This is a genomic window from Streptomyces sp. NPDC008137 (assembly GCF_042957035.1).
GTDB lineage: Bacteria > Actinomycetota > Actinomycetes > Streptomycetales > Streptomycetaceae > Streptomyces.
This window is the reverse complement of record NZ_JBIBHN010000044.1, coordinates 12,493-30,946: the sequence shown is the minus strand read 5'-3', so window position 1 is coordinate 30,946 and position 18,454 is coordinate 12,493. Positions and strand designations below refer to the sequence as shown.

13 protein-coding genes are annotated in these 18,454 nt (G+C 70.9%); 9 read left to right on the top strand and 4 right to left on the bottom strand.

Annotated elements, in window-relative coordinates; genetic code table 11:
• Positions 1 to 19 precede the first annotated feature (19 nt).
• Positions 20 to 1,021, top strand: coding sequence for a DNA-3-methyladenine glycosylase family protein (locus ACFZBT_RS38190; protein ID WP_391114264.1), 1,002 nt, complete (start codon positions 20 to 22; stop codon positions 1,019 to 1,021).
• A 172-nt stretch (positions 1,022 to 1,193) separates the two neighbouring features.
• Here ACFZBT_RS38190 and ACFZBT_RS38185 read toward each other — a convergent pair whose 3' ends face one another.
• Together ACFZBT_RS38185 and ACFZBT_RS38180 are read right to left on the bottom strand one after the other, a co-directional pair.
• Positions 1,194 to 2,276 (bottom strand): sugar phosphate nucleotidyltransferase, encoded by a 1,083-nt coding sequence (locus ACFZBT_RS38185; protein ID WP_391114261.1) that lies wholly within the window; start codon positions 2,274 to 2,276, stop codon positions 1,194 to 1,196.
• Positions 2,277 to 2,410: 134 nt separating this feature from the next.
• A complete protein-coding gene (locus ACFZBT_RS38180) occupies positions 2,411 to 3,865 on the bottom strand; it encodes an N-acetylmuramoyl-L-alanine amidase (RefSeq protein ID WP_391114258.1) in 1,455 nt (484 codons plus the stop codon).
• A 149-nt stretch (positions 3,866 to 4,014) separates the two neighbouring features.
• Between ACFZBT_RS38180 and ACFZBT_RS38175 the strand changes: the two genes are divergently transcribed.
• The 6 genes from ACFZBT_RS38175 to ACFZBT_RS38150 all read left to right on the top strand — a co-directional run bounded on the left by ACFZBT_RS38175 (position 4,015) and on the right by ACFZBT_RS38150 (position 13,701).
• Complete coding sequence (locus ACFZBT_RS38175) at positions 4,015 to 4,770, top strand: TIGR03089 family protein (RefSeq protein WP_391114255.1); 756 nt, start codon at positions 4,015 to 4,017, stop codon at positions 4,768 to 4,770.
• Between the two features lie 279 nt (positions 4,771 to 5,049).
• Positions 5,050 to 6,285 carry an LCP family protein gene (locus tag ACFZBT_RS38170; protein WP_391114253.1) on the top strand — a complete coding sequence of 412 codons (1,236 nt, stop codon included), beginning with the start codon at positions 5,050 to 5,052 and terminating at the stop codon, positions 6,283 to 6,285.
• 240 nt (positions 6,286 to 6,525) lie between these two features.
• Complete coding sequence (locus ACFZBT_RS38165; protein WP_391114250.1) at positions 6,526 to 8,292, top strand: LCP family protein; 1,767 nt, start codon at positions 6,526 to 6,528, stop codon at positions 8,290 to 8,292.
• 73 nt (positions 8,293 to 8,365) lie between these two features.
• The gene (locus ACFZBT_RS38160) at positions 8,366 to 10,006 is read left to right on the top strand and encodes an LCP family protein (protein WP_391114247.1); all 1,641 of its coding nucleotides are present in this window, start codon (positions 8,366 to 8,368) and stop codon (positions 10,004 to 10,006) included.
• Positions 10,007 to 10,192: 186 nt separating this feature from the next.
• Positions 10,193 to 11,944 (top strand): LCP family protein, encoded by a 1,752-nt coding sequence (locus tag ACFZBT_RS38155; RefSeq protein WP_391114244.1) that lies wholly within the window; start codon positions 10,193 to 10,195, stop codon positions 11,942 to 11,944.
• Between the two features lie 92 nt (positions 11,945 to 12,036).
• Entirely contained in the window at positions 12,037 to 13,701 is a 1,665-nt protein-coding gene (locus ACFZBT_RS38150) for an LCP family protein (protein ID WP_391114241.1), read from the top strand.
• Positions 13,702 to 13,753: 52 nt separating this feature from the next.
• Here the strand turns inward: ACFZBT_RS38150 and ACFZBT_RS38145 are convergent, their stop codons facing one another.
• Positions 13,754 to 14,791 (bottom strand): glycosyltransferase, encoded by a 1,038-nt coding sequence (locus ACFZBT_RS38145; RefSeq protein WP_391114238.1) that lies wholly within the window; start codon positions 14,789 to 14,791, stop codon positions 13,754 to 13,756.
• A gap of 127 nt (positions 14,792 to 14,918) precedes the next feature.
• On the opposite strand from ACFZBT_RS38145, the gene ACFZBT_RS38140 reads away from it, so the two are divergent.
• Positions 14,919 to 16,409, top strand: a complete 1,491-nt coding sequence (locus ACFZBT_RS38140) for an LCP family protein (protein WP_391114235.1) — start codon at positions 14,919 to 14,921, stop codon at positions 16,407 to 16,409.
• A gap of 31 nt (positions 16,410 to 16,440) precedes the next feature.
• Here the strand turns inward: ACFZBT_RS38140 and ACFZBT_RS38135 are convergent, their stop codons facing one another.
• Positions 16,441 to 16,998 carry a hotdog domain-containing protein gene (locus ACFZBT_RS38135; RefSeq protein WP_391114231.1) on the bottom strand — a complete coding sequence of 186 codons (558 nt, stop codon included), beginning with the start codon at positions 16,996 to 16,998 and terminating at the stop codon, positions 16,441 to 16,443.
• 119 nt (positions 16,999 to 17,117) lie between these two features.
• On the opposite strand from ACFZBT_RS38135, the gene ACFZBT_RS38130 reads away from it, so the two are divergent.
• On the top strand, positions 17,118 to 18,419 hold the full coding sequence (locus ACFZBT_RS38130; RefSeq protein WP_391114227.1) for an LCP family protein: 1,302 nt from the start codon (positions 17,118 to 17,120) through the stop codon (positions 18,417 to 18,419).
• Positions 18,420 to 18,454: the final 35 nt, after the last annotated feature.

The window sequence follows — 18,454 nt, the reverse complement described above, 5'->3', positions numbered from 1 at the left end:
GACATCGAGGACTTCATTCATGGCAGGACGGTTCGCTTCCCGGCCCACGCGTACCACCGTGCGCGGCGGCGAGGTCGCCGTGCCCGTTCCACGTCAGGCGGTGCGGGCGGACACCGGGCGGGTGCGCGACTGGGTGCCGGACGGGCCGCTGGATCTCGGTCTTGTGCTCGGGCCGCTGCGGCGTGGGCCGGGTGATCCGACGTTCCGGACCACGCCGGACGGGTCGGTATGGCGGACCGCTCTCACCCCTGCCGGGCCCGGGACGCTACGGGTGCGCGCGTCCGGCGGTGGGGTGCGCGGGGAGGCCTGGGGGCCCGGGGCCGAGTGGCTGCTGGAGCGGTTGCCGGAGCTGCTCGGGGCCGCCGATGATCCGTCCGCGTTCGTGCCGCGGCACCGGCTGGTGGCCATGACCTGGCACCGGCGGCCGGGGCTGCGGCTGACGCGGAGCGGGCTGGTGCTGGAGTCGCTGATTCCGTCGATCCTCGAGCAGAAGGTCACGACCGATGAGGCGTATCGGGCGTGGCGGTTGCTGGTGCGGAAGTTCGGGGAGCCGGCGCCGGGTCCCGTACCCGTGCCGATGCATGTGATGCCGGGGCCTCGGACGTGGGCGTTGATCCCGTCGTGGGAGTGGCATCGGGCCGGGGTGGACAACAAGCGGGCGTCGACGATTCTGCGCGCGGTTCGGGTGGCCGGGCGGCTGGAGGAGGCGGCCGGGATGGAGCCGGGGGCGGCTCGGGCGCGGCTGGAGTTGGTGCCGGGGGTGGGGCCGTGGACGTCGGCGGAGACGGTGCAGCGGAGTCATGGGGCGGCGGACGAGGTGACGACGGGGGATCTGCATCTGCCGCGGATCGTGGGGTGGGCGTTGGGCGGGGATCGGGATGCGGATGACTCCGTGATGCTGGAGTTGCTGGAGCCGTATGCGGGGCAGCGGCATCGGGCGGCTCGGTTGGTGTTGTTGAGTGGGAGGGTGCCTGGGCGGCGGGCGCCGAAGATGCCTCGGTGGGATATCGGGGCTTTGTGACGTCCTGCCCGTTGTTGCGTGCTGGGTGTTGGTGCTGGGGGCGGGTGGGTGCGCAGCTCGGCGGGGCGAGGTGCCGCTGCGCCCACCCGTGCCGCCCCCAGCGGCACGCATGCCCGCAGCTCGGGCAGCGCGCATGCCCGCAGCGGGGCGGTGGGCGGCGCGGGGCTGGTGCCTACTGGTCCGAGGAGAAGCGGACCGCACCCGCTGGGATCTGGGTGTCGCACCAGATGCGGGTGCCTTCCAGAAGTTCGTTGTCGGGGCCGATGGTCGCGCCGTCGCCTATGACCGTGCCGGTGAGGACGGTGCGCCGGCCGACTCGGGCCCGGGCGCCTATGAGGGAGTCGGTGATGACCGCGCCGGGTTCGATGACGGCGCCGGGCATGATCGTGCTGCCGAAGACCCGCGCGCCCTCGGCGACGAAGGCGCCCTCCCCCACCACCGTGCCGCCCGACAGCTTGGCGTCGGCCGCGACCGTCGCCGTCGGCAGCACCAGGCGGTCGCCGCAGCGGCCGGGGACGGCGGGCGACGGTGCCCGGCCGAGGACCAGGTCCGCCGAGCCCCGGACGAACGCCGCCGGTGTGCCGAGGTCCAGCCAGTACGTCGAGTCGACCATGCCCTGGAGGTGGGCTCCGGCGGAGAGGAGGTCGGGGAAGGTCTCCCGTTCCACCGACACCGGCCGGCCCTGCGGGATCGTGTCGATGACCGAGCGGCGGAAGACGTACGCCCCCGCGTTGATCTGGTCGGTGACGATCTCCTCGGGGGTCTGCGGCTTCTCCAGGAACGCCAGGACCCTGCCCGTGTCGTCCGTGGGGACCAGACCGTAGGCACGCGGGTCGGTGACCTTGGTGAGGTGCAGGGAGACGTCCGCGCCCGTCGACTCGTGGGTGTCCACCAGGGCGCGGATGTCCAGGCCCGTCAGGATGTCGCCGTTGAAGATCAGGACCGGGTCGTCGGGCCCGGAGCGCAGCCGGGAGGCGACGTTGCGGATGGCGCCGCCCGTGCCGAGGGGCTCCTCCTCCGTCACGTACTCCAGGTGCAGGCCCAGCGCGGACCCGTCGCCGAAGTACGGCTCGAAGACCTCGGCCAGATAGGACGTGGCCAGGACGATGTGCTCGACGCCCGCCGCTCTCGCTCTCGCCAGCTGGTGCGTGAGGAAGGGCACCCCGGCCGCCGGGACCATGGGCTTGGGCGTGTGCACCGTGAGCGGGCGCAGCCGGGTGCCCTTGCCACCGACCAGGAGGATCGCTTCAGTCACGTGTCGTCTCTGCTTCCTGCCGGGACCGGCCGAACTGTCTTTCGGCCGGTCAGTGTATGCAGACCGTTCCGTGGCGCCTTCGCTGGCCGTGCGGCATTCCGCCTTCCTGCCCCCCGACGGCGGTGAACGTGTTCTCAGCGGCCCTGGTAGCGGGCCGCCTTGGAGCGTGCGGAGCCGAGCTTGCCGTAGAGCTTCCGTCCCGGGCAGGCCGTCTTGAAGCCGTCCCGGTGACCGGAGATCACGTTCAGTCGTACCTTCTTGCCCTTACGGTGGAGATTGCTGCCGGCCGACTTCAGGTAGGTCTTGCCCCGCGGGTTCATCCGGTACAGGCCCAGCTTCCACGCCGTGACCCGGGCAATGGCCTTGACGGCGGCGGACGACGGTTTCTTTGCTCCGTACGATCCGATGACGGCGATGCCCATGCTGTTGCTGTTGAAACCAAGGGTGTGTGCGCCGAGGACCGGCCGCGCCACGCCACCCGCGCGCCCCTCGTAGATCTTTCCGCACTTGTCGATGAGGAAGTTGTAGCCGACGTCCCGCCAGCCCATGCTCTTGACGTGGTAGCGGTAGATACTGCGGATGAGTGACGGGGACTGCGAGCAGTTGTACTTGTTGCCGCTGGCCGTGTGGTGCACGAAGGCCGCCTTGACCTTCTTCGTGTAGACGAATTTCCGCTCCCGCAGCCCCTCGTTCGCGCCCCAGCCGCGGCGCGTGACGATCCGCGGGCGGGGGCCGACATACGGCTTCGCCCGCTTCCGGTCCACCGGCCCGCCGGCGCGGAGGGTGTGGAACTCGCGCTCGGTCGCCGCGCGGCTCAGGGCCGGGATCTCGGTGGCGCCGAGGGGGGCGAGGTCCGCGTTGGCGGCGGAGGCGTCGGTGGCGGCGGAGGCCTCGGTGTTCAGGCCGCCGGTGCGGGGGCCGTCCACGGGACCGCCGGGGAGTGCCTCGTCGCCCTCGCCGGGGTCGACGAGTTCCAAACGGAGGCCGGAGGGGAGCGGGGGCGCGGCGACCGCGACGCTGCGGCCACCGGTGCCCGGGAGTTCCGAACGGACCCGGAGTTCCACGCCGTCGGAGGCGCCCACCCACAGCGGTGCCGTGGCGCCGCGTACGCGCCCCGAGGTGCTCTCGGGGGTGTCCAGGTCGGCCGCGTGGTCGGCGTTGTGCGTCTCCACCACCTGCCAGCCCGACCACTTGCCGGTGCCGGCGGCGCGGGTGCGGACATGGACGCGGCCGTGCAGTTCGGCACGGGGGTCGTCCCAGATGACGCCGACGAGGGAGAAGCGCCGTACGGCACGGCGGGACAGGCCCTGCTCGGCGGCGGCCGAGGCGGAGGCGGAGGGGGTGGCTCGGTTGCGGGTGAGGGGTTCGAGGGGGAGGGACTGGGTGCTGCCGGAGGCGTACGGTTCGGCCCCGCGCCGGGCGGTCACGGCAGTGTCCGGCGTCCCCGCGTGGGGCGCGGGTCTCGCGGCCGTGGCGGCCTCGGCGGTCGGCACCGGTCCCGCCGTCGCCGCGAGGGCGGGCGGGGTGAGGGGAAGGGCCAGGGCGGCCGCACAGGTGACACCGATCGAGGAAGCAAGGAATCCACGCATGCCCCTGATCTTGGACATAGTCTTATATGTCTGTCCATTTGGGATTTGACGGACTGTCGGCCCAGGTTGAGCCGAACCGGTGGTGAACGCGCGGCGGGCGGTGGCCGGGCCGTTGGGCGGCGGCCGGTGCGCCGCGTACGCTTGCGCGGGTGAACGCCACCGATCGCACCCCCGCCGACCTGCTGAGTTCCGCGCTCGCCGCGGATCCGGGACGCCCCCTGGTGACCTTCTACGACGACGCCACGGGCGAACGCGTCGAACTGTCCGTGGCCACCTTCGCCAATTGGGTGGCCAAGACCGCGAACCTGCTCCAGGACGAGCTGTCCGTCGAGCCCGGGGACCGGGTCGCGCTGCTGCTGCCGGCGCACTGGCAGACGGCGGTGTGGTTGCTCGCGTGTGCGTCGGTCGGGGTGGTCGCGGATGTGTCCGGGGACGCCCGGGCCGCCGATGTCGTGGTGAGCGGGCCGGACGGGCTGGAGGCGGCCCGGGCGTGTTCCGGGGCGCGGATCGCGATGGCGCTGCGGCCGCTCGGGGGGCGGTTCCCGCAGACGCCCGAGGGGTTCGTCGACTACGCGGTGGAGGTGCCGGGGCAGGGGGACCGGTTCGTGCCGTACGCGCCGGTGGATCCGGAGGAGCCCGCGCTGATCGTGGCGGGGCGGGAGTTCACCGGGGCCGAGGTCGTGGAGCGGGCTCGGGCGGGGGCGACGGGGCTGGGGTTGACCGGGCCCGGGTCGCGGATTCTGTCGGGGTTGCCGTACGACACGTGGGAAGGATTGAACGCGGGGTTGTACGGGCCGCTGGCCACGGGGGGTTCTGTGGTGTTGTGCCGGAATCTGGAGTTGGCGGGGGGCGAGGTGCTGGACAAGCGGGTGGAGAGTGAGCGGGTTACGGCGCTGGCCCGGTAGGCCGATTCACGGCGCTTGCCGGGAGGCCGTTTTCCCGTGCCGGGTGTTGGTGCTGGGGGCGGGTGGGTGCGCAGCCCGGCGTGGCGGGGTGCCGCTGCGCCCACCCGTGCCGCCCCCAGCGGCACGCATGCCCGCAGCTAAGCGGCTCAGCGGCGCGCATGCCCGCAGCTGGGTGCCCCGTTCGGCCCATCCCGACCCCTCCCCCGTCCCTCATCCGCGCCACAGTCGTAGGAGCAGTGCGCACGGCGCGTTCGTACGACGTGAGGGGTGGTCCCTGTCGTGGCCGACACCGGTGGTGGGTCCTTGCCGAGGCTCGGGCCGGGTGCGGGGGCCTCGGCCGGTGGGCGGGGGCTGGCGCGGCGGCGTCGGCGGCGGTGGGTGCGGTTCACGGCGTTCGGGATCACCGGCCTGGTCGTGGCGGCCGCCGGGGCCGGGTGGGCCGTGTACGCCAAGCTCAGCGGGAACATCACGCCCGACGAGGCCGCCGCCGCCGAGCTCGCGAAGTACGAGAAGGAGCGGCCCACCTCGCTGGTCAAGGGCGCGCGGAACATCCTGCTGATCGGCTCGGACTCGCGGGAGGGCGACGACAACGCCCGCTACGGCCGGGACTCCGGGACCGAGCGGTCGGACACCACGATCCTGCTGCACCTGTCCGCGGGCCGGAGCAGCGCCACCGCCGTCTCCCTGCCCCGGGACCTGATGGTGGAACTGCCGGGCTGCCGGCGCCCGGACGGGTCCCGCAGCGCGCCGCGGTTCGCGATGTTCAACCAGGCCTTCGCACTGGGCGGTTCGGCCTGCACCATCCGGACCGTGGAGAAGCTCACCGACGTCCGCGTCGATCACCACGTCGTCGTCGACTTCCACGGCTTCAAGGAGATGGTCGACGCGGTCGACGGTGTCCAGGTCTGCCTGCGGGAGCCGGTCGACGACCGGGCCGCCAAGCTGAGGCTGCCGGCGGGACGCGTGACGCTCGACGGCGAGCAGGCCCTCGGCTACGTCCGTGCCCGCAGGTCCCTGGGCGACGGCAGCGACACGGAGCGGATGGAGCGGCAGCAACGATTCCTCGGCGCACTCGTCAACAAGGTGCGCAGCAATGACGTCCTGCTGAATCCGGTGAAGCTGTATCCCGTGCTGGACGCCGCCACGTCCTCTCTCACAACGGACCCGGATCTCGCCAGCCTCCGCGGTTTGTACGAACTCGTGCGCGGACTGCGCGACATCCCCATGGAACAAGTGCAATTTCTGACCGTCCCCCGGGAGTCGTACGCATACGACGCCAATCGCGACCAACTCGTGGAGCCCGAGGCGGACAGGCTGTTCGAGCGGCTGCGGACGGACACTCCGGTGGCGGTCGCGGGGGACGCGCCGGGAAGTTCCGCCCCGCGGAGGCCTGCCGATTCGCGTGACGGGTCGCACGGGGATCCGTATCCGGGTCCGTTCACGAAATCCGCCGTCACCGTTTCTCCTCCACCCACGTTCCGTGGAAACACGGCAGCCGAGGACACCTGCGAGTAAAGCGGACACCAAGGCCGCCTCAAGGTAACGCGCCCTCCGCCCGGGAAATGGGCGAATTGCCCAGGTGTAGGGACGTGGACTTCGTCACCGTCGTCGCTCGACGCTGAACTGGGCGGTTAGTGTGAGCGATCCCGGTGCGACCGGCTCTGAGGACGCCCCGGAGACAGCGCACTGTGTGACCTGGACCGAGCGCCTTGGAGGGGTAGGCGCCGCGTGCCCCGACGGAGGAATCAGACAACCGTGGACGCGCAAGGCCGTGGGCGGGCGGACGACATCGATCCCGCCGACCAGTGGGTACTCAACCCGAACACCGGCGAATACGAAATGCGACTGCCCCCTTCCGCACCGCAGTCGGGAGTGCCCGGGCCCCGCAGACCACCGGCCTCCGACACGGACCCGTCGGCACTCGGCAGCACGCAGCCGCTCGGCCGCACCGAGGCGCCCGGCCGCCGGCGGCCCGAGGCGCCCGGCCGTGCGGTGCCGCCGCAGCGCAGGCGGCGCGGGGCTCCGGCTCCGGAGGAACCGCTGCCGGGGCGGCGTGGGCGCCGGCCCGCCAAGAAGGCCGCGAAGGGCAAGAAGGTCCTGCTGTGGACCGGCGGCGTGATGGCGTTCGTGCTGGTCGCCGGGGCGGGCGCCGCGTACTTCTACATCGAGCACCTGAACAGCAACATCGCGTCGGTCTCCGACGACGGCGCGAGCACCGGTGGCTTCGAGAAGGACAAGGCCATCAACATCCTGCTGATCGGCACCGACAAGCGCACCGGCGCGGGCAACGAGAAGTACGGCGACGCGGGCAGTGTCGGGCACGCCGACACCACGATCCTGCTGCATGTCTCCAAGGACCGTTCGAACGCGACCGCGCTGAGCATCCCCCGTGACCTGATCGTCGACATCCCGGACTGCCCGACCACGCAGGCGGACGGGTCGCAGAAGGTCATCCCGGGCACGCCGAAGACCCGCTTCAACACCAGCCTCGGCCAGGACGACCGAACCCCCAGCTGCACCATGCGGACCGTGACGGAGCTGACCGGGGTCAAGCCGGACAACTTCATGGTCGCCGACTTCAACGCGGTCAAGACGCTGACCAGCGCGGTCGGCGGGGTCGAGGTCTGTCTGGGCAAGGACATCGACGACCCGGACTCGCACCTCAAGCTGTCGAAGGGCAACCACACCATCGAGGGCGAGCAGGCGCTGGCCTTCGTGCGCACCCGGCACTCGGTCGGCTTCGGCGGCGACCTGAGCCGGATCGGGCTCCAGCAGCAGTTCCTGAGCGCGCTGATGCGCAAGCTGAAGGACAACGACACGCTCACCAGCCCCTCGAAGATGCTCGACCTGGCCGAGGCGGGCACGAAGGCGCTGACCGTCGACTCGCAGCTGTCCAGCATCGGCAAGCTCAAGGACCTCGGTCTGGAGCTGGGCAAGCTCAACACCAAGAACCTGACGTTCGCCACCACCCCGGTGATCGACAACCCGGCGGAGAAGGTCCCGACCACGGTCGTCCTCAACGAGTCGTCGGCCCCGCAGGTCTTCGACATGATCAGGAACGACGTCTCCTTCACCGCGGTCAAGGAAAAGAAGAAGAAGGAAGCCGCCGCGGTGGCCGCCCGGCTCAAGGGCACCAAGGCCGCGGCCTCCGAGGTGCGGGTGCGGATCATGAACGGCGGTGCCGTCGCGGGCAGCGCCCAGGAGACGCTCAGCTGGCTGCAGGTCGAGGAGGGCGTGACCAAGTCGGAGAACGCCGGCAACGCCCCCGCCGAGCTGGCGAAGACGACCCTGGAGTACGCCCCCGACCAGGCCGACCAGGCCCGCCGCCTCGCCGACATCATGGGCCTGCCCGGGTCCGCGATGAAGCCGGGCAAGAGCGTGAACAACTCCCAGGGGGTGCCCGCGATGACGCTGACCCTCGGCAAGGACTTCAAGGGCGCGGGCGCTTCCCAGACCACTCCGGCCAAGGCGCCGGCGGACGTGGACAAGTCCACGGCGGACAAGGTGGAGTGCGCCGAGTGACCTGAGGGGCCTGTCGTACGTCTCACTGGGCGCAGGGCAGGCCTTTTCGGTGACACGGGGGTGGGGGAAGCAGATGGCGCGCAGCAGCGGTGTGTATGGGGAGGGGACGAAACCGGGTGCCGTCCCGCGTGAGCCGGCCCCGGGCGGCTCCACCGGGCCGGGCGGCGGGAACCGTCGCGGAGGCCGTAGGGCCCGCCGCGGACGCCGGGTCCTGCGCTGGTCGGCGACGACCCTGTCCCTGGTGGTCCTCGCGACCGCCGGCGCCGGCTACCTCTACTACGAGCACCTGAACGGCAACATCGAGAAGGGCCAGCGCAGCAGCGGCGACTCCAAGACGCGGCGGGCCGCTCCGAACGCGGCCGGGCAGACGCCCCTGAACATCCTGCTGATCGGCTCCGACAGCCGTAACTCCGACGAGAACGTGAAGCTGGGCGGCGCCAGGAACGACCGGGGCACTCCACCGCGGGGCGATGTGCAGATGCTCATCCACCTGGCCGCGGACCGCGAGAGCGCCGCCGTGGTGAGCATTCCGCGGGACACCAGGGTCGACATACCCAAGTGCACCGACCCGGAGTCCGGCCGGACGTACCCGCCGGTCAACACGATCATCAACGCCTCGCTGGCCCGGGGCGGAGCGGGCTGCACGCTGGCGACCTGGCAGAACCTCACCGGGGTCTACATCGACCACTGGATGACGATCGACTTCGCGGGCGTGGTGAAGATGGCCGACGCCATCGGCGGGGTCGAGGTGTGCGTGGAGCAGAACGTGTGGGACCGCCCGCTGCCCGGCGTGCCCGGCGGCTCCGGCCTGAAGCTGAAGGCCGGCAAGACCAAGGTCCAGGGCGAGCAGGCCCTGCAGTGGCTGCGCACCCGCCACGCCTGGGGCAGCGACCCGCTGCGGGCCCGGGCACAGCACATGTACATGAACTCGATGATCCGCACGCTCAAGTCGCAGAACGTCTTCACCGACACCGGCCGGCTGACGGACCTGGCCGAGGCGGCCACCGAGTCGCTGCACGTGTCCGAGGAGATCGGCACGGTGAAGAAGCTGTACGACCTGGGGGCGCAGCTGAAGACGGTGCCGACGGACCGCATCACCATGACGACGCTGCCCACGGCCGCGGACCCGGAGGACGCCAACCACCTGATACCGGCGGGCGCCGACGCCGACCGGGTGTGGGAGATGATCCGCGACGACGTGCCGTTCGACGGCAAGGGCGGGAAGCCGGGCGCGAAGAAGACGAAGGAGCCGGAGAGGGCCGAGAAGGCCGGGAAGGCCTCCCGGGATCCGGCCGCGGCGGACGGCGAGATCGGCGTCCTGGTGCGGAACGCCACCCGCTCCGGCGCTCTCGGCCCGGTGACCGGACGCGCGGGCGCCATCGCCCGGTCGCTCGTGGGGAAGGGCTTCACGAAGGCCGCGGCGGACTCCTCGGGCGCGTCGGCCGAGGAGCGGACCGTGGTGCGCTATCCGAGCGCCGAGTTGGCGGGCGACGCCCAGCACGTCGCCAAGGCGCTGGGCATTCCCCTGAGTTCGGTGCGGCAGTCCACCGACGTATCCGGCGTCACGGTCGTCGTGGGCGCCGACTGGCGTACGGGTACGGCGTATCCGAAGCAGCCGGCGCCGAAGGCCGGAGACCTGCCCGGTGACGCGGACGCGCTCAACGGCTCGGACGCCGGTAAGTGCATGAACGTGTACGCGCCCTACCGCTGGTAGAGATTCACAGAATGGAATTGGGCTGGATTGCCCAAATGTAGGGACGTTGAATTTGTCATTCAGCGCACACCGGCGTTCAACTGGGCGGATAGTGTGAGCGATCCAGTGCTTCTGTGATGACCAAGTACCCGCGCGCCTTCCGGGGGGAGAAGGCGCCGCGTGCCCCGACGGAGGAATCGGACAACCGTGGACGCGCAACGCCGTGGGCGGGGGGAACAGATGGACCCCGCAGACCAGTGGGTACTCAATCCGAACACGGGCGAATACGAACTGCGACTGAATACACCCGCAGCGCAATCGCGGACGGCTCCCCGGACGGCCACCGCACGTTCGACCACCGCACGTTCGGCCGCTCCCCGCGGGGCCGCTCCCCGCAGGGGTGCTCCCCGTGAGGGCGCGACCCGCACCGAGGTGCCGCCGCAGCGCAGGCGGCGCGGTGCTCCCGAGGAGCCGCCGCCGGGGCGCCGCGGCGGTCGCCGGCCAGTGCAGCAGAAGCCGGGCAAGGCGAAGAAGGTGCTGCTGTGGACCGGCGGCACGATGGCGTTCGTGCTGGTCGGCGTCAGTGCGGCCGGCTACTTCTACCTCCAGCACCTGGAGGGCAATGTCTCGACGACCGACGTCGGCAGCGCGGGTGCCAGCAACTTCAGCAAGGACGAGGCCTTCAGCGTCCTCATCATCGGTACGGACAAGCGCACCGGCGAGGGCAACGAGGGCTACGGCGACAAGGGCAGCTCCGGGCACGCCGACACCACGATCCTGCTGCACGTCGCCGAGGACCGCTCCAACGCGACGGCCCTGAGCATCCCGCGCGACCTGATCGTGAACATCCCCGACTGCCCGACGAAACTGGAGGACGGCTCGGAGAAGGTCGTCCCGGGGATCCGGGGCGCCCGCTTCAACCGGAGCCTCGGGGAGAGCGGCCGGGACCCCGGCTGCACGATGCGCACGGTGAAGGAGAACACCGGCATCACCGTCGACCACTTCATGATGGCCGACTTCAACGCGGTGAAGACGCTGACGACGGCGGTGGGCGGGGTCGACGTCTGCGTGGAGAAGGCCGTCAACGACAAGGAGTCCAAACTCGTCCTGCCCGCAGGCGAGTCGACGGTCGAGGGCGAGCAGGCCCTCGCCTTCGTCCGTACGCGCAAGAGCTTCGGCAACAGCGGCGACCTCGACCGGATCAAGGTGCAGCAGCAGTTCCTGGGCTCGCTGATGCGCAAGATGTCCTCCGGCGACACCCTCACCAGCCCCTCGAAACTGCTGAACCTGGCCGAGGCCGCGACGAAGGCGCTGACCGTGGACCAGGCGATCGGCAGGGTCAGCACGCTCAAGGACGTCGCGCTCGAGCTGAAGAAGGTGCCGACGAAGAACATCAGCTTCACGACGGTGCCGGTGGTGGACAACCCGGCGGAGACGGTGAAGGCGACGGTCGTCCTCGACGACTCCAAGGCCCCGCAATTGTTCGACATGATCGAGAACGACGTGTCGCTCACCGAGGTCAAGCAGCAGGAGAAGAAGGAGAAGGACGCCCAGGCCGCCCGGCTGAAGGGCACCAAGGCCGCGGCCTCCGAGGTGCGGGTGCGGATCATGAACGGCGGTGCCGTCGGCGGCAGCGCGCAGAAGACCCTCCAGTACCTCCAGGTCGAGGAGGGCGTGACCAAGTCGGAGAACGCCGGCAACGCCCCCGCCGAGCTGGCGAGGACGACCCTGGAGTACGCCCCCGACCAGGCCGACCAGGCCCGCCGCCTCGCCGACATCATGGGGCTGTCCGGGTCCGCGCTGAAGCCCGGCGAGAGCGTGACCAACTCCCAGGGCGTGCCCGCGATGACCCTGACCCTCGGCAAGGACTTCAAGGGCGCCGGCGTGAAACTCAACGCCCCGGTGGAGAAGGCGGACGTGGAGAAGTCCACCGCCGACAAGGTGAAGTGCGCTAGTTGACCCTTTGAGGGCAACTGACAGGCCCGTCGTGCGTCTAACAGGAGGCAGGGCGGGCCTGCTGCATGCGCCGGGGGGCGGAGAGGACCGGGGAAGTGACGCAGAGCGGTGTGCGGGAGGACGGTGAGCGGCAGAGCGTCCGCCACGAACCGGACCCGGACGAGGAGGAGCCGACGCCGGGCGGTCGGTCGCCCGACGACGACGCGTCGGCGCAAGACACGGACATGCCCGGCCCCGGCCGTACCCGGTCCCCGCGCAGGCGGCGGTTGCTGAAGTGGTCCGCTCTCGTGCTGGCCGTGCTGATACTCGGCACGGCCGGGGCGGGCTACCTCTACTACCGGCATCTGAACGGCAACATCAAGAAGGACACCCTGAACCTCGGCGACAGCAAGGTCGCCGCTCCGACGCCCAACGCCGCCGGGCAGACCCCGCTGAACATCCTGCTCATCGGCTCCGACGCGCGGGACAGCAAGGAGAACCAGAAACTCGGCGGCGCCCGCGAGACGTTCGGCGCCACCCCCCTCGCCGACGTCCAGATGCTGCTGCACCTCTCCGCCGACCGCACCAACATGTCGGTCATCAGCATGCCCCGCGACACCCTGGTGAAGATCCCGAAGTGCACCGACCCGGACGACGGGAAGGTGTACGAGGCGACCCAGGGGCGGGCGATGACCAACCAGAGCCTCGGACACGGCGGTCCGGGCTGTGCCGTGGCCACCTGGCAGGAGCTCACCGGCATCCACATCGACCACTTCATCATGGTCGACTTCGCGGGCGTGGTGTCGATGGCCGACGCCGTCGGGGGCGTCCCCGTGTGCGTCGACGCCAACATCCACTCCCGCACCTCCGACGGCAAGGGCTCGGGCCTGAGACTGGAGAAGGGCACCTCGTACATCCAGGGCGAGCAGGCCCTGCAGTGGCTTCGCACCCGCTACGGCTTCGAGGACGGCAGCGACCTCGCCCGCGCCAAGGCCCAGCACATGTACATGAACGCGATGGTCCGCCAGCTCCGCGACAACATGACCCTGAGCAGCCCGAACAAGCTCCGCAGACTGGCCGAGGAGGCCACCCGGGCCATGACGGTCGACCCGGGCCTCGACACCGTCAAGAAGCTCTACGACCTCAGCGACGAGCTGCGCAGGGTGGAGCCGAAGCGCATCACCATGACCACGATGCCCAACCGCTATGTCGGCGCCCGCGTCGAACCCACGGAGGACGCCGAGCAGCTGTTCCGGCTGGTGCGGGAGGACATCGCCCTGGACGGCAAGGACAAGGCGAAGAAGCCGGCCGCGGAGAAGGCCTCCGCCGACCCGGCCGCGGAGAAGGCCTCCGCCGACCCGGCCGCGGCCGACGACGAGATCGCCGTCCAGGTCCGCAACGGCACCCGCACCGACACCCTGGCCCCGGCCCGCGGACGCGCCGGCACCGTGGCCGGCCTGCTGAAGGAGGAGGGTTTCACCCAGGCCGTCGCCGACACCGACGGTTCATGGAGCGAGGACAAGACCCTCGTCCGCTACCCGAGCGCCGATCTGGAGGGTGACGCCCAGCGCCTCGCCAAGGCCCTGGGCATCCCGTCGAGTTCGGTGAAACGGTCCACCGACGTCTCCGGCATCACCCTCGTCGTGGGCGCCGACTGGCGTGAGGGCACGGACTACAAGGCGCCCGAGGAGAACGACAGGACCCCGAAGTCGGCCGAGGCGCTCAACGGCGCCGACGACAAGGCCTGTATGCAGGTGAACCCGGCGTTCACCTGGGACTGAACGGCGACGGGCCCCTTCCCGGCCGGGAGGGGGCCCGTGAACCCACTGCCGGTCAGTTCGCCGGGGCGTCCGCGCGGACCGCCGGCCGCCGGCTCGCGATCACCTTGCGGGCCAGCGAACGCGGGCTGGTCAGGAAGCCCCAGCCCCACGACATGTGCATGGTGGCCAGCGCCACGGGAATCTGCAGCCGGGCCTTCAGCGGCAGCCCCTTGCCCGCCGGGACCGAACCGGCGACGATCGCGGCGAGATAGCCGCCGGGCACCACGAAGCCCCACGGCGTCAGCAGCGCGCCCACCACGACCCCGGCCGCGATCGCGCACACGGCGGCCGGCGGGGCGAGGTAGCGCAGGTTGATCGAACCCTCGTGGTAGCGGGCGACGACATGCCGCCAGCGCCCGTAGTCCTTGTACTGCTTGGCGAGGGCCTTCACGCTCGGCCGCGGCCGGTACGACACCCGCAGCTCGGGCGAGAACCAGATCAGCCCGCCGGCCTCACGGATGCGGAAGTTCAGCTCCCAGTCCTGGGCGCGGATGAACTCCACGTTGTAGCCGCCCTGCTGTTCCAGCGCCTCGCGCCGGAAGACGCCGAGGTAGACGGTGTCGGCCGGCTGGGCCTCGCCGCCCGTGTGGAAGGCGGCGTTGCCGACCCCTATCTTCGAGGTCATCGCGGCGGCGACGGCGTGCTCCCAGTCGTTCTCGCCCTCGGCGTGCATGATGCCGCCGACGTTCTGCGCGCCGGTCTCCTCCAGGAGCCGTACGGCGGTGGCGATGTAGTCGGGCGAGAGCATGCCGTGCCCGTCGACACGCACGACGATCGGGTGGCGGGAGGCGTTGATCGCCGCGTTCAGGGCGGCCGGCGTACGGCCGGTCGGGTTCGGGACGGTGTGCACACGCGGGTCTTCCGCGACGAGCTGAGCGGCGATCTCGTCCGTGCGGTCCGTGGACGGACCCAGGGCGATCACGACCTCCATCTCGCCGGCGTACTCCTGCGCGAGGATCGCTTGGACTGCTCCCCGCAGATGCCGTTCCTCGTCGAGGACGGGCATGATCACGGAAACGGCGGGGTGGCGCACGTCGGGATTGGCGTTCATAGGGGCCTCACGTTACCGCGAACGGGGGACACCGTTGCGCGCCGCCGGGCCGGTACCGCGGGCTGCAGATCGTATCGGCCTACGGTGTCACGGATCCCAGGTACGGCCGTCGTCCGGAGGTGTCCTCTTGCCCACGCCGCCGCGGTCCCCCCGGACCACCGCCGCCCCGCAGCGCCGCCCGCAGCCGCCCTCCTCCCGCCGGCCCCCGCGCGGGCCGGCGCGGCCCGTGCGGCGCCGGAAGCCGCGCTGGGGCATGCGGGCGCTCACCACGCTGTCCGTGGTGGTCCTCGCGTCCGCCGGTATCGGGCACGCGGTGGTCACGAGCCTGGACGCGGACATCGCCCGGGTCGACGCCTTCAAGGACATGAAGAACCGGCCCGAGCCGGGCCACGGCATGAACGTGCTGCTGGTCGGCACCGACGGCCGCGAGAAGATCAGCCGGGAGGAGCGGCAGAAGTACCGGCTCGGCGGCGCGCCCTGCCACTGCACCGACACGATGATGATCGTGCACATCTCGGAGGACCGGGAGCGGGCGAGCGTGGTGAGCCTGCCGCGCGACTCGTACGCCGAGACGCCGGCGCATGTCGACCGTACGACGGGCAGACGGCACGAGGGCCACCCGATCAAGCTGAACGCGGCGTACGCCGAGGGCGGGGCGCCGCTGACCGTACGGACCGTCGAGAACATGACCAGGGTGAAGATCGACCACTATCTGGAGGTCGACTTCACGAGCTTCATGAAGACGGTGGACGTGGTCGGGGGCGTGCAGATCTGCACGGCCGCTCCCCTGAACGACAGCTACACGGGACTGAACCTGCCGGCCGGGCGCCACACCCTGGAGGGCGGGCAGGCGCTTCAGTATGTGCGCGCACGCCATGTCGACGGGGCGTCGGATCTGGGCCGTATGAAACGGCAGCAGCGGTTCATGGCCGCTCTCGTGGAGCGGGTCATGTCCTCCGGGATCCTGCTGAACCCGATGAAGTTCCGGGACGTGACCCGGGCGGTGCTCGGCTCGGTGCGGGCCGACAAGGGCTTCGGCACGGGCGAGATGCTGGCCCTGGGCCGGGCCATGCGGAACTTCTCCCCCTCCTCCTCCGAGTTCACGACCGTCCCGATCCAGCAGCTGGGATACCCCGTGGAGGGCGTCGGCTCCACGCTGAAGTGGGACCCCGTGAAGGCGGAGCGGCTCTTCCACGCCCTGCGCGCGGACCAGCCCCTGTCCGTGCGGCGGTCGGGCGGCGAGGCCCGGGTCGTCCCGGTCGCCCCGCAGCAGATCAGCGTCCAGGTGGAGAACGGAACCCCCACGCCCGGCCTCGGCCGCCGGGTCGACGCGGCGCTGGTCGCGACGGGCTTCCGTACGACCGGGGCCCCGGTGAACGCCGCCACCCCCGACGTGAAGCGGACGGTCATCGTCTACGACCCCCGCTGGGACCGCTCCGCCAAGTCCCTCGCGGCGGCCCTGCCGGGCAGCGAACTGCGCGCCGCCCCGGGCCTGGGCGCGACCCTGAAGGTCATCGCGGGCACGGACTTCGAACGGGTACGCAAGGTGCGGGCGGAGGACGCGGGGCAGGGCGAGTCGGGCGTGGTGGTGCGGGGGGACGAGGTGGCGTGCTCGTAGAAGCTCGCCGTGGGACGAGAGGCCGGGCCGGTCAGTCCTCGAAGCCCTCCGCCGCCCGCTTCTCCCGCAGCTCCATGATCGCGCGGCGGCGGGCCAGGCGGTGGGTGCGGCGGATCTGGGCTTCCTGGTAGCGGCGCTTGTCGCGTTCGGTCTCCGGGAGGACCGGCGGGACCCGGCGGGGCTTGCCGTCGGCGTCGACCCCCGCGAAGACGAGGTAGGCGGAGCCGACCTGGGTGGCCGGGGCGGACTCGTTCCAGCGTTCGGCCAGGACCCGGACGCCGACCTCCATGGAGGTCCGGCCGGTCCAGTTGACCTGCGCCTTGACGTGGACCAGGTCGCCGACGCGGACGGGTTCGAGGAACGCCATCTCGTCCATGGACGCGGTGACCGCCGGCCCGCCGGAGTGCCGCCCGGCCACGGCCCCCGCCGCGTCGTCGACCAGCTTCATGATCACCCCGCCGTGCACCGTCCCCAGCAGGTTCGTGTCGTTGTGGGTCATGATGTGGCTGAGGGTGGTGCGGGACGCCGAAGTCGGCTTGCCCGGGATATCCGTACTGCCGGAATCCGCAGCTGGGGCCTGGTCTGTCATGGCCCCCACCCTATGCCGAGGCGGTATGGGGACGTTTTGTGTCAGCTTCGCCACAGCCGTGCTCTGATTTTCCGACGACTCTTGTATGGCGCACTACGGGGACCTGCACACTGGTCCGCATGAACACTTGGCCCGAGGGGCGGTCCGACGACAACCGCGGCAACCGCTACGGACGCGGAAGCTCGAGCGCACAGCCCGAGAGCGCCCGCGTCATGCGGCAGGTCCGCCGTGGCCCGGCGCCGTCGCCCGGGCAGGCCGGGTACGGCGGTGCGCCGCCGTACGGCGGCGGAGTACCGCAGCAGCCGTCGTACGTCGACGGCGGCTACGGCGGCCCCGGCGAGAGCTACGACAGCGGCTACAACACCGGCCAGGTCTACGGCTCCCCCGGCGGCAGGGGCCCCGGCGGCCCGGGCGACGGCTACTACGAGCCGCGTCCCGCGCCGAACTGGCGCCGCCGTATCAAGGTGACGACCATCACGCTGGTGACGGTGCTGGTGGTGACCAGCGTCGCCACCTACTTCTGGGCCGACTCCAAGCTCAACCGCGACGTCGACCTGTCGAAGGTCATCGACCGTCCGGAGGCGGGCGAGGGCACCAACTACCTGATCGTCGGCTCCGACAGCCGTGCGGGCATGTCGGCCGAGGAGAAGAAGAGACTGCGCACCGGTTCCGCCGAGGGCAAGCGCACGGACTCGATGATGATCCTGCACACCGGCAGCAACGGCCCGACGCTGATCTCCCTGCCGCGTGACTCGAACGTCACGATCCCGTCGTTCGTGGGCTCCGACTCCGGCAAGTCCTACCCGGGCACGGGCCGCCAGACGAAGCTGAACGCCGCGTACGCCGAGGACGGCCCGGAGCTGCTGGTCCGTACCGTCGAGGCCAACACGGACCTGCACATCGACCACTACGTGGAGATCGGCTTCGGCGGCTTCGCGAGCATCGTGGACGCGGTCGGCGGCGTCGAGATGGACATCCCGCAGGACATCAAGGACACCAAGTCCGGCGCGGACCTCAAGAAGGGCAAGCAGACCCTGAGCGGCGAGCAGGCCCTCGCCTTCGTCCGCACCCGTTACGCCCTCAGGGGCTCCGACCTGGACCGTACGAAGAACCAGCAGAAGTTCCTGTCGGCCCTGGCCAACCAGGTCGCCACGCCGAGCACGGTCCTCAACCCGTTCAAGCTGTACCCGACCATGGGCGCGGGCCTGGACTCCCTCGTGGTCGACAAGGACATGGGCCTGTTCGACCTGGCGTCCATGTTCTGGGCGATGAAGGGCGTCAGCGGCGGCGAGGGCAAGTCGATGAACATGCCGATCTCGGGCAACGCCGCGAACGGCAACCTCCAGTGGGACGCCGCCAAGGTGAAGACGCTGGTGCAGCAGCTGAAGAACGACGAGAAGGTCACCGTCTCCGGCAACTGAGCGTGCGGGCAGCAGAAGGGGGCACCCGGACGGGT

Coding starts and splice junctions, on each gene's coding strand:
- ACFZBT_RS38130 (WP_391114227.1), top strand. CDS start 17,118: ATGAACACTTGGCCCGAGGGGCGGTCCGACGACAACCGCGGCAACCGC.
- ACFZBT_RS38135 (WP_391114231.1), bottom strand. CDS start 16,998: ATGACAGACCAGGCCCCAGCTGCGGATTCCGGCAGTACGGATATCCCG.
- ACFZBT_RS38160 (WP_391114247.1), top strand. CDS start 8,366: ATGGCGCGCAGCAGCGGTGTGTATGGGGAGGGGACGAAACCGGGTGCC.
- ACFZBT_RS38180 (WP_391114258.1), bottom strand. CDS start 3,865: ATGCGTGGATTCCTTGCTTCCTCGATCGGTGTCACCTGTGCGGCCGCC.
- ACFZBT_RS38190 (WP_391114264.1), top strand. CDS start 20: ATGGCAGGACGGTTCGCTTCCCGGCCCACGCGTACCACCGTGCGCGGC.
- ACFZBT_RS38145 (WP_391114238.1), bottom strand. CDS start 14,791: ATGAACGCCAATCCCGACGTGCGCCACCCCGCCGTTTCCGTGATCATG.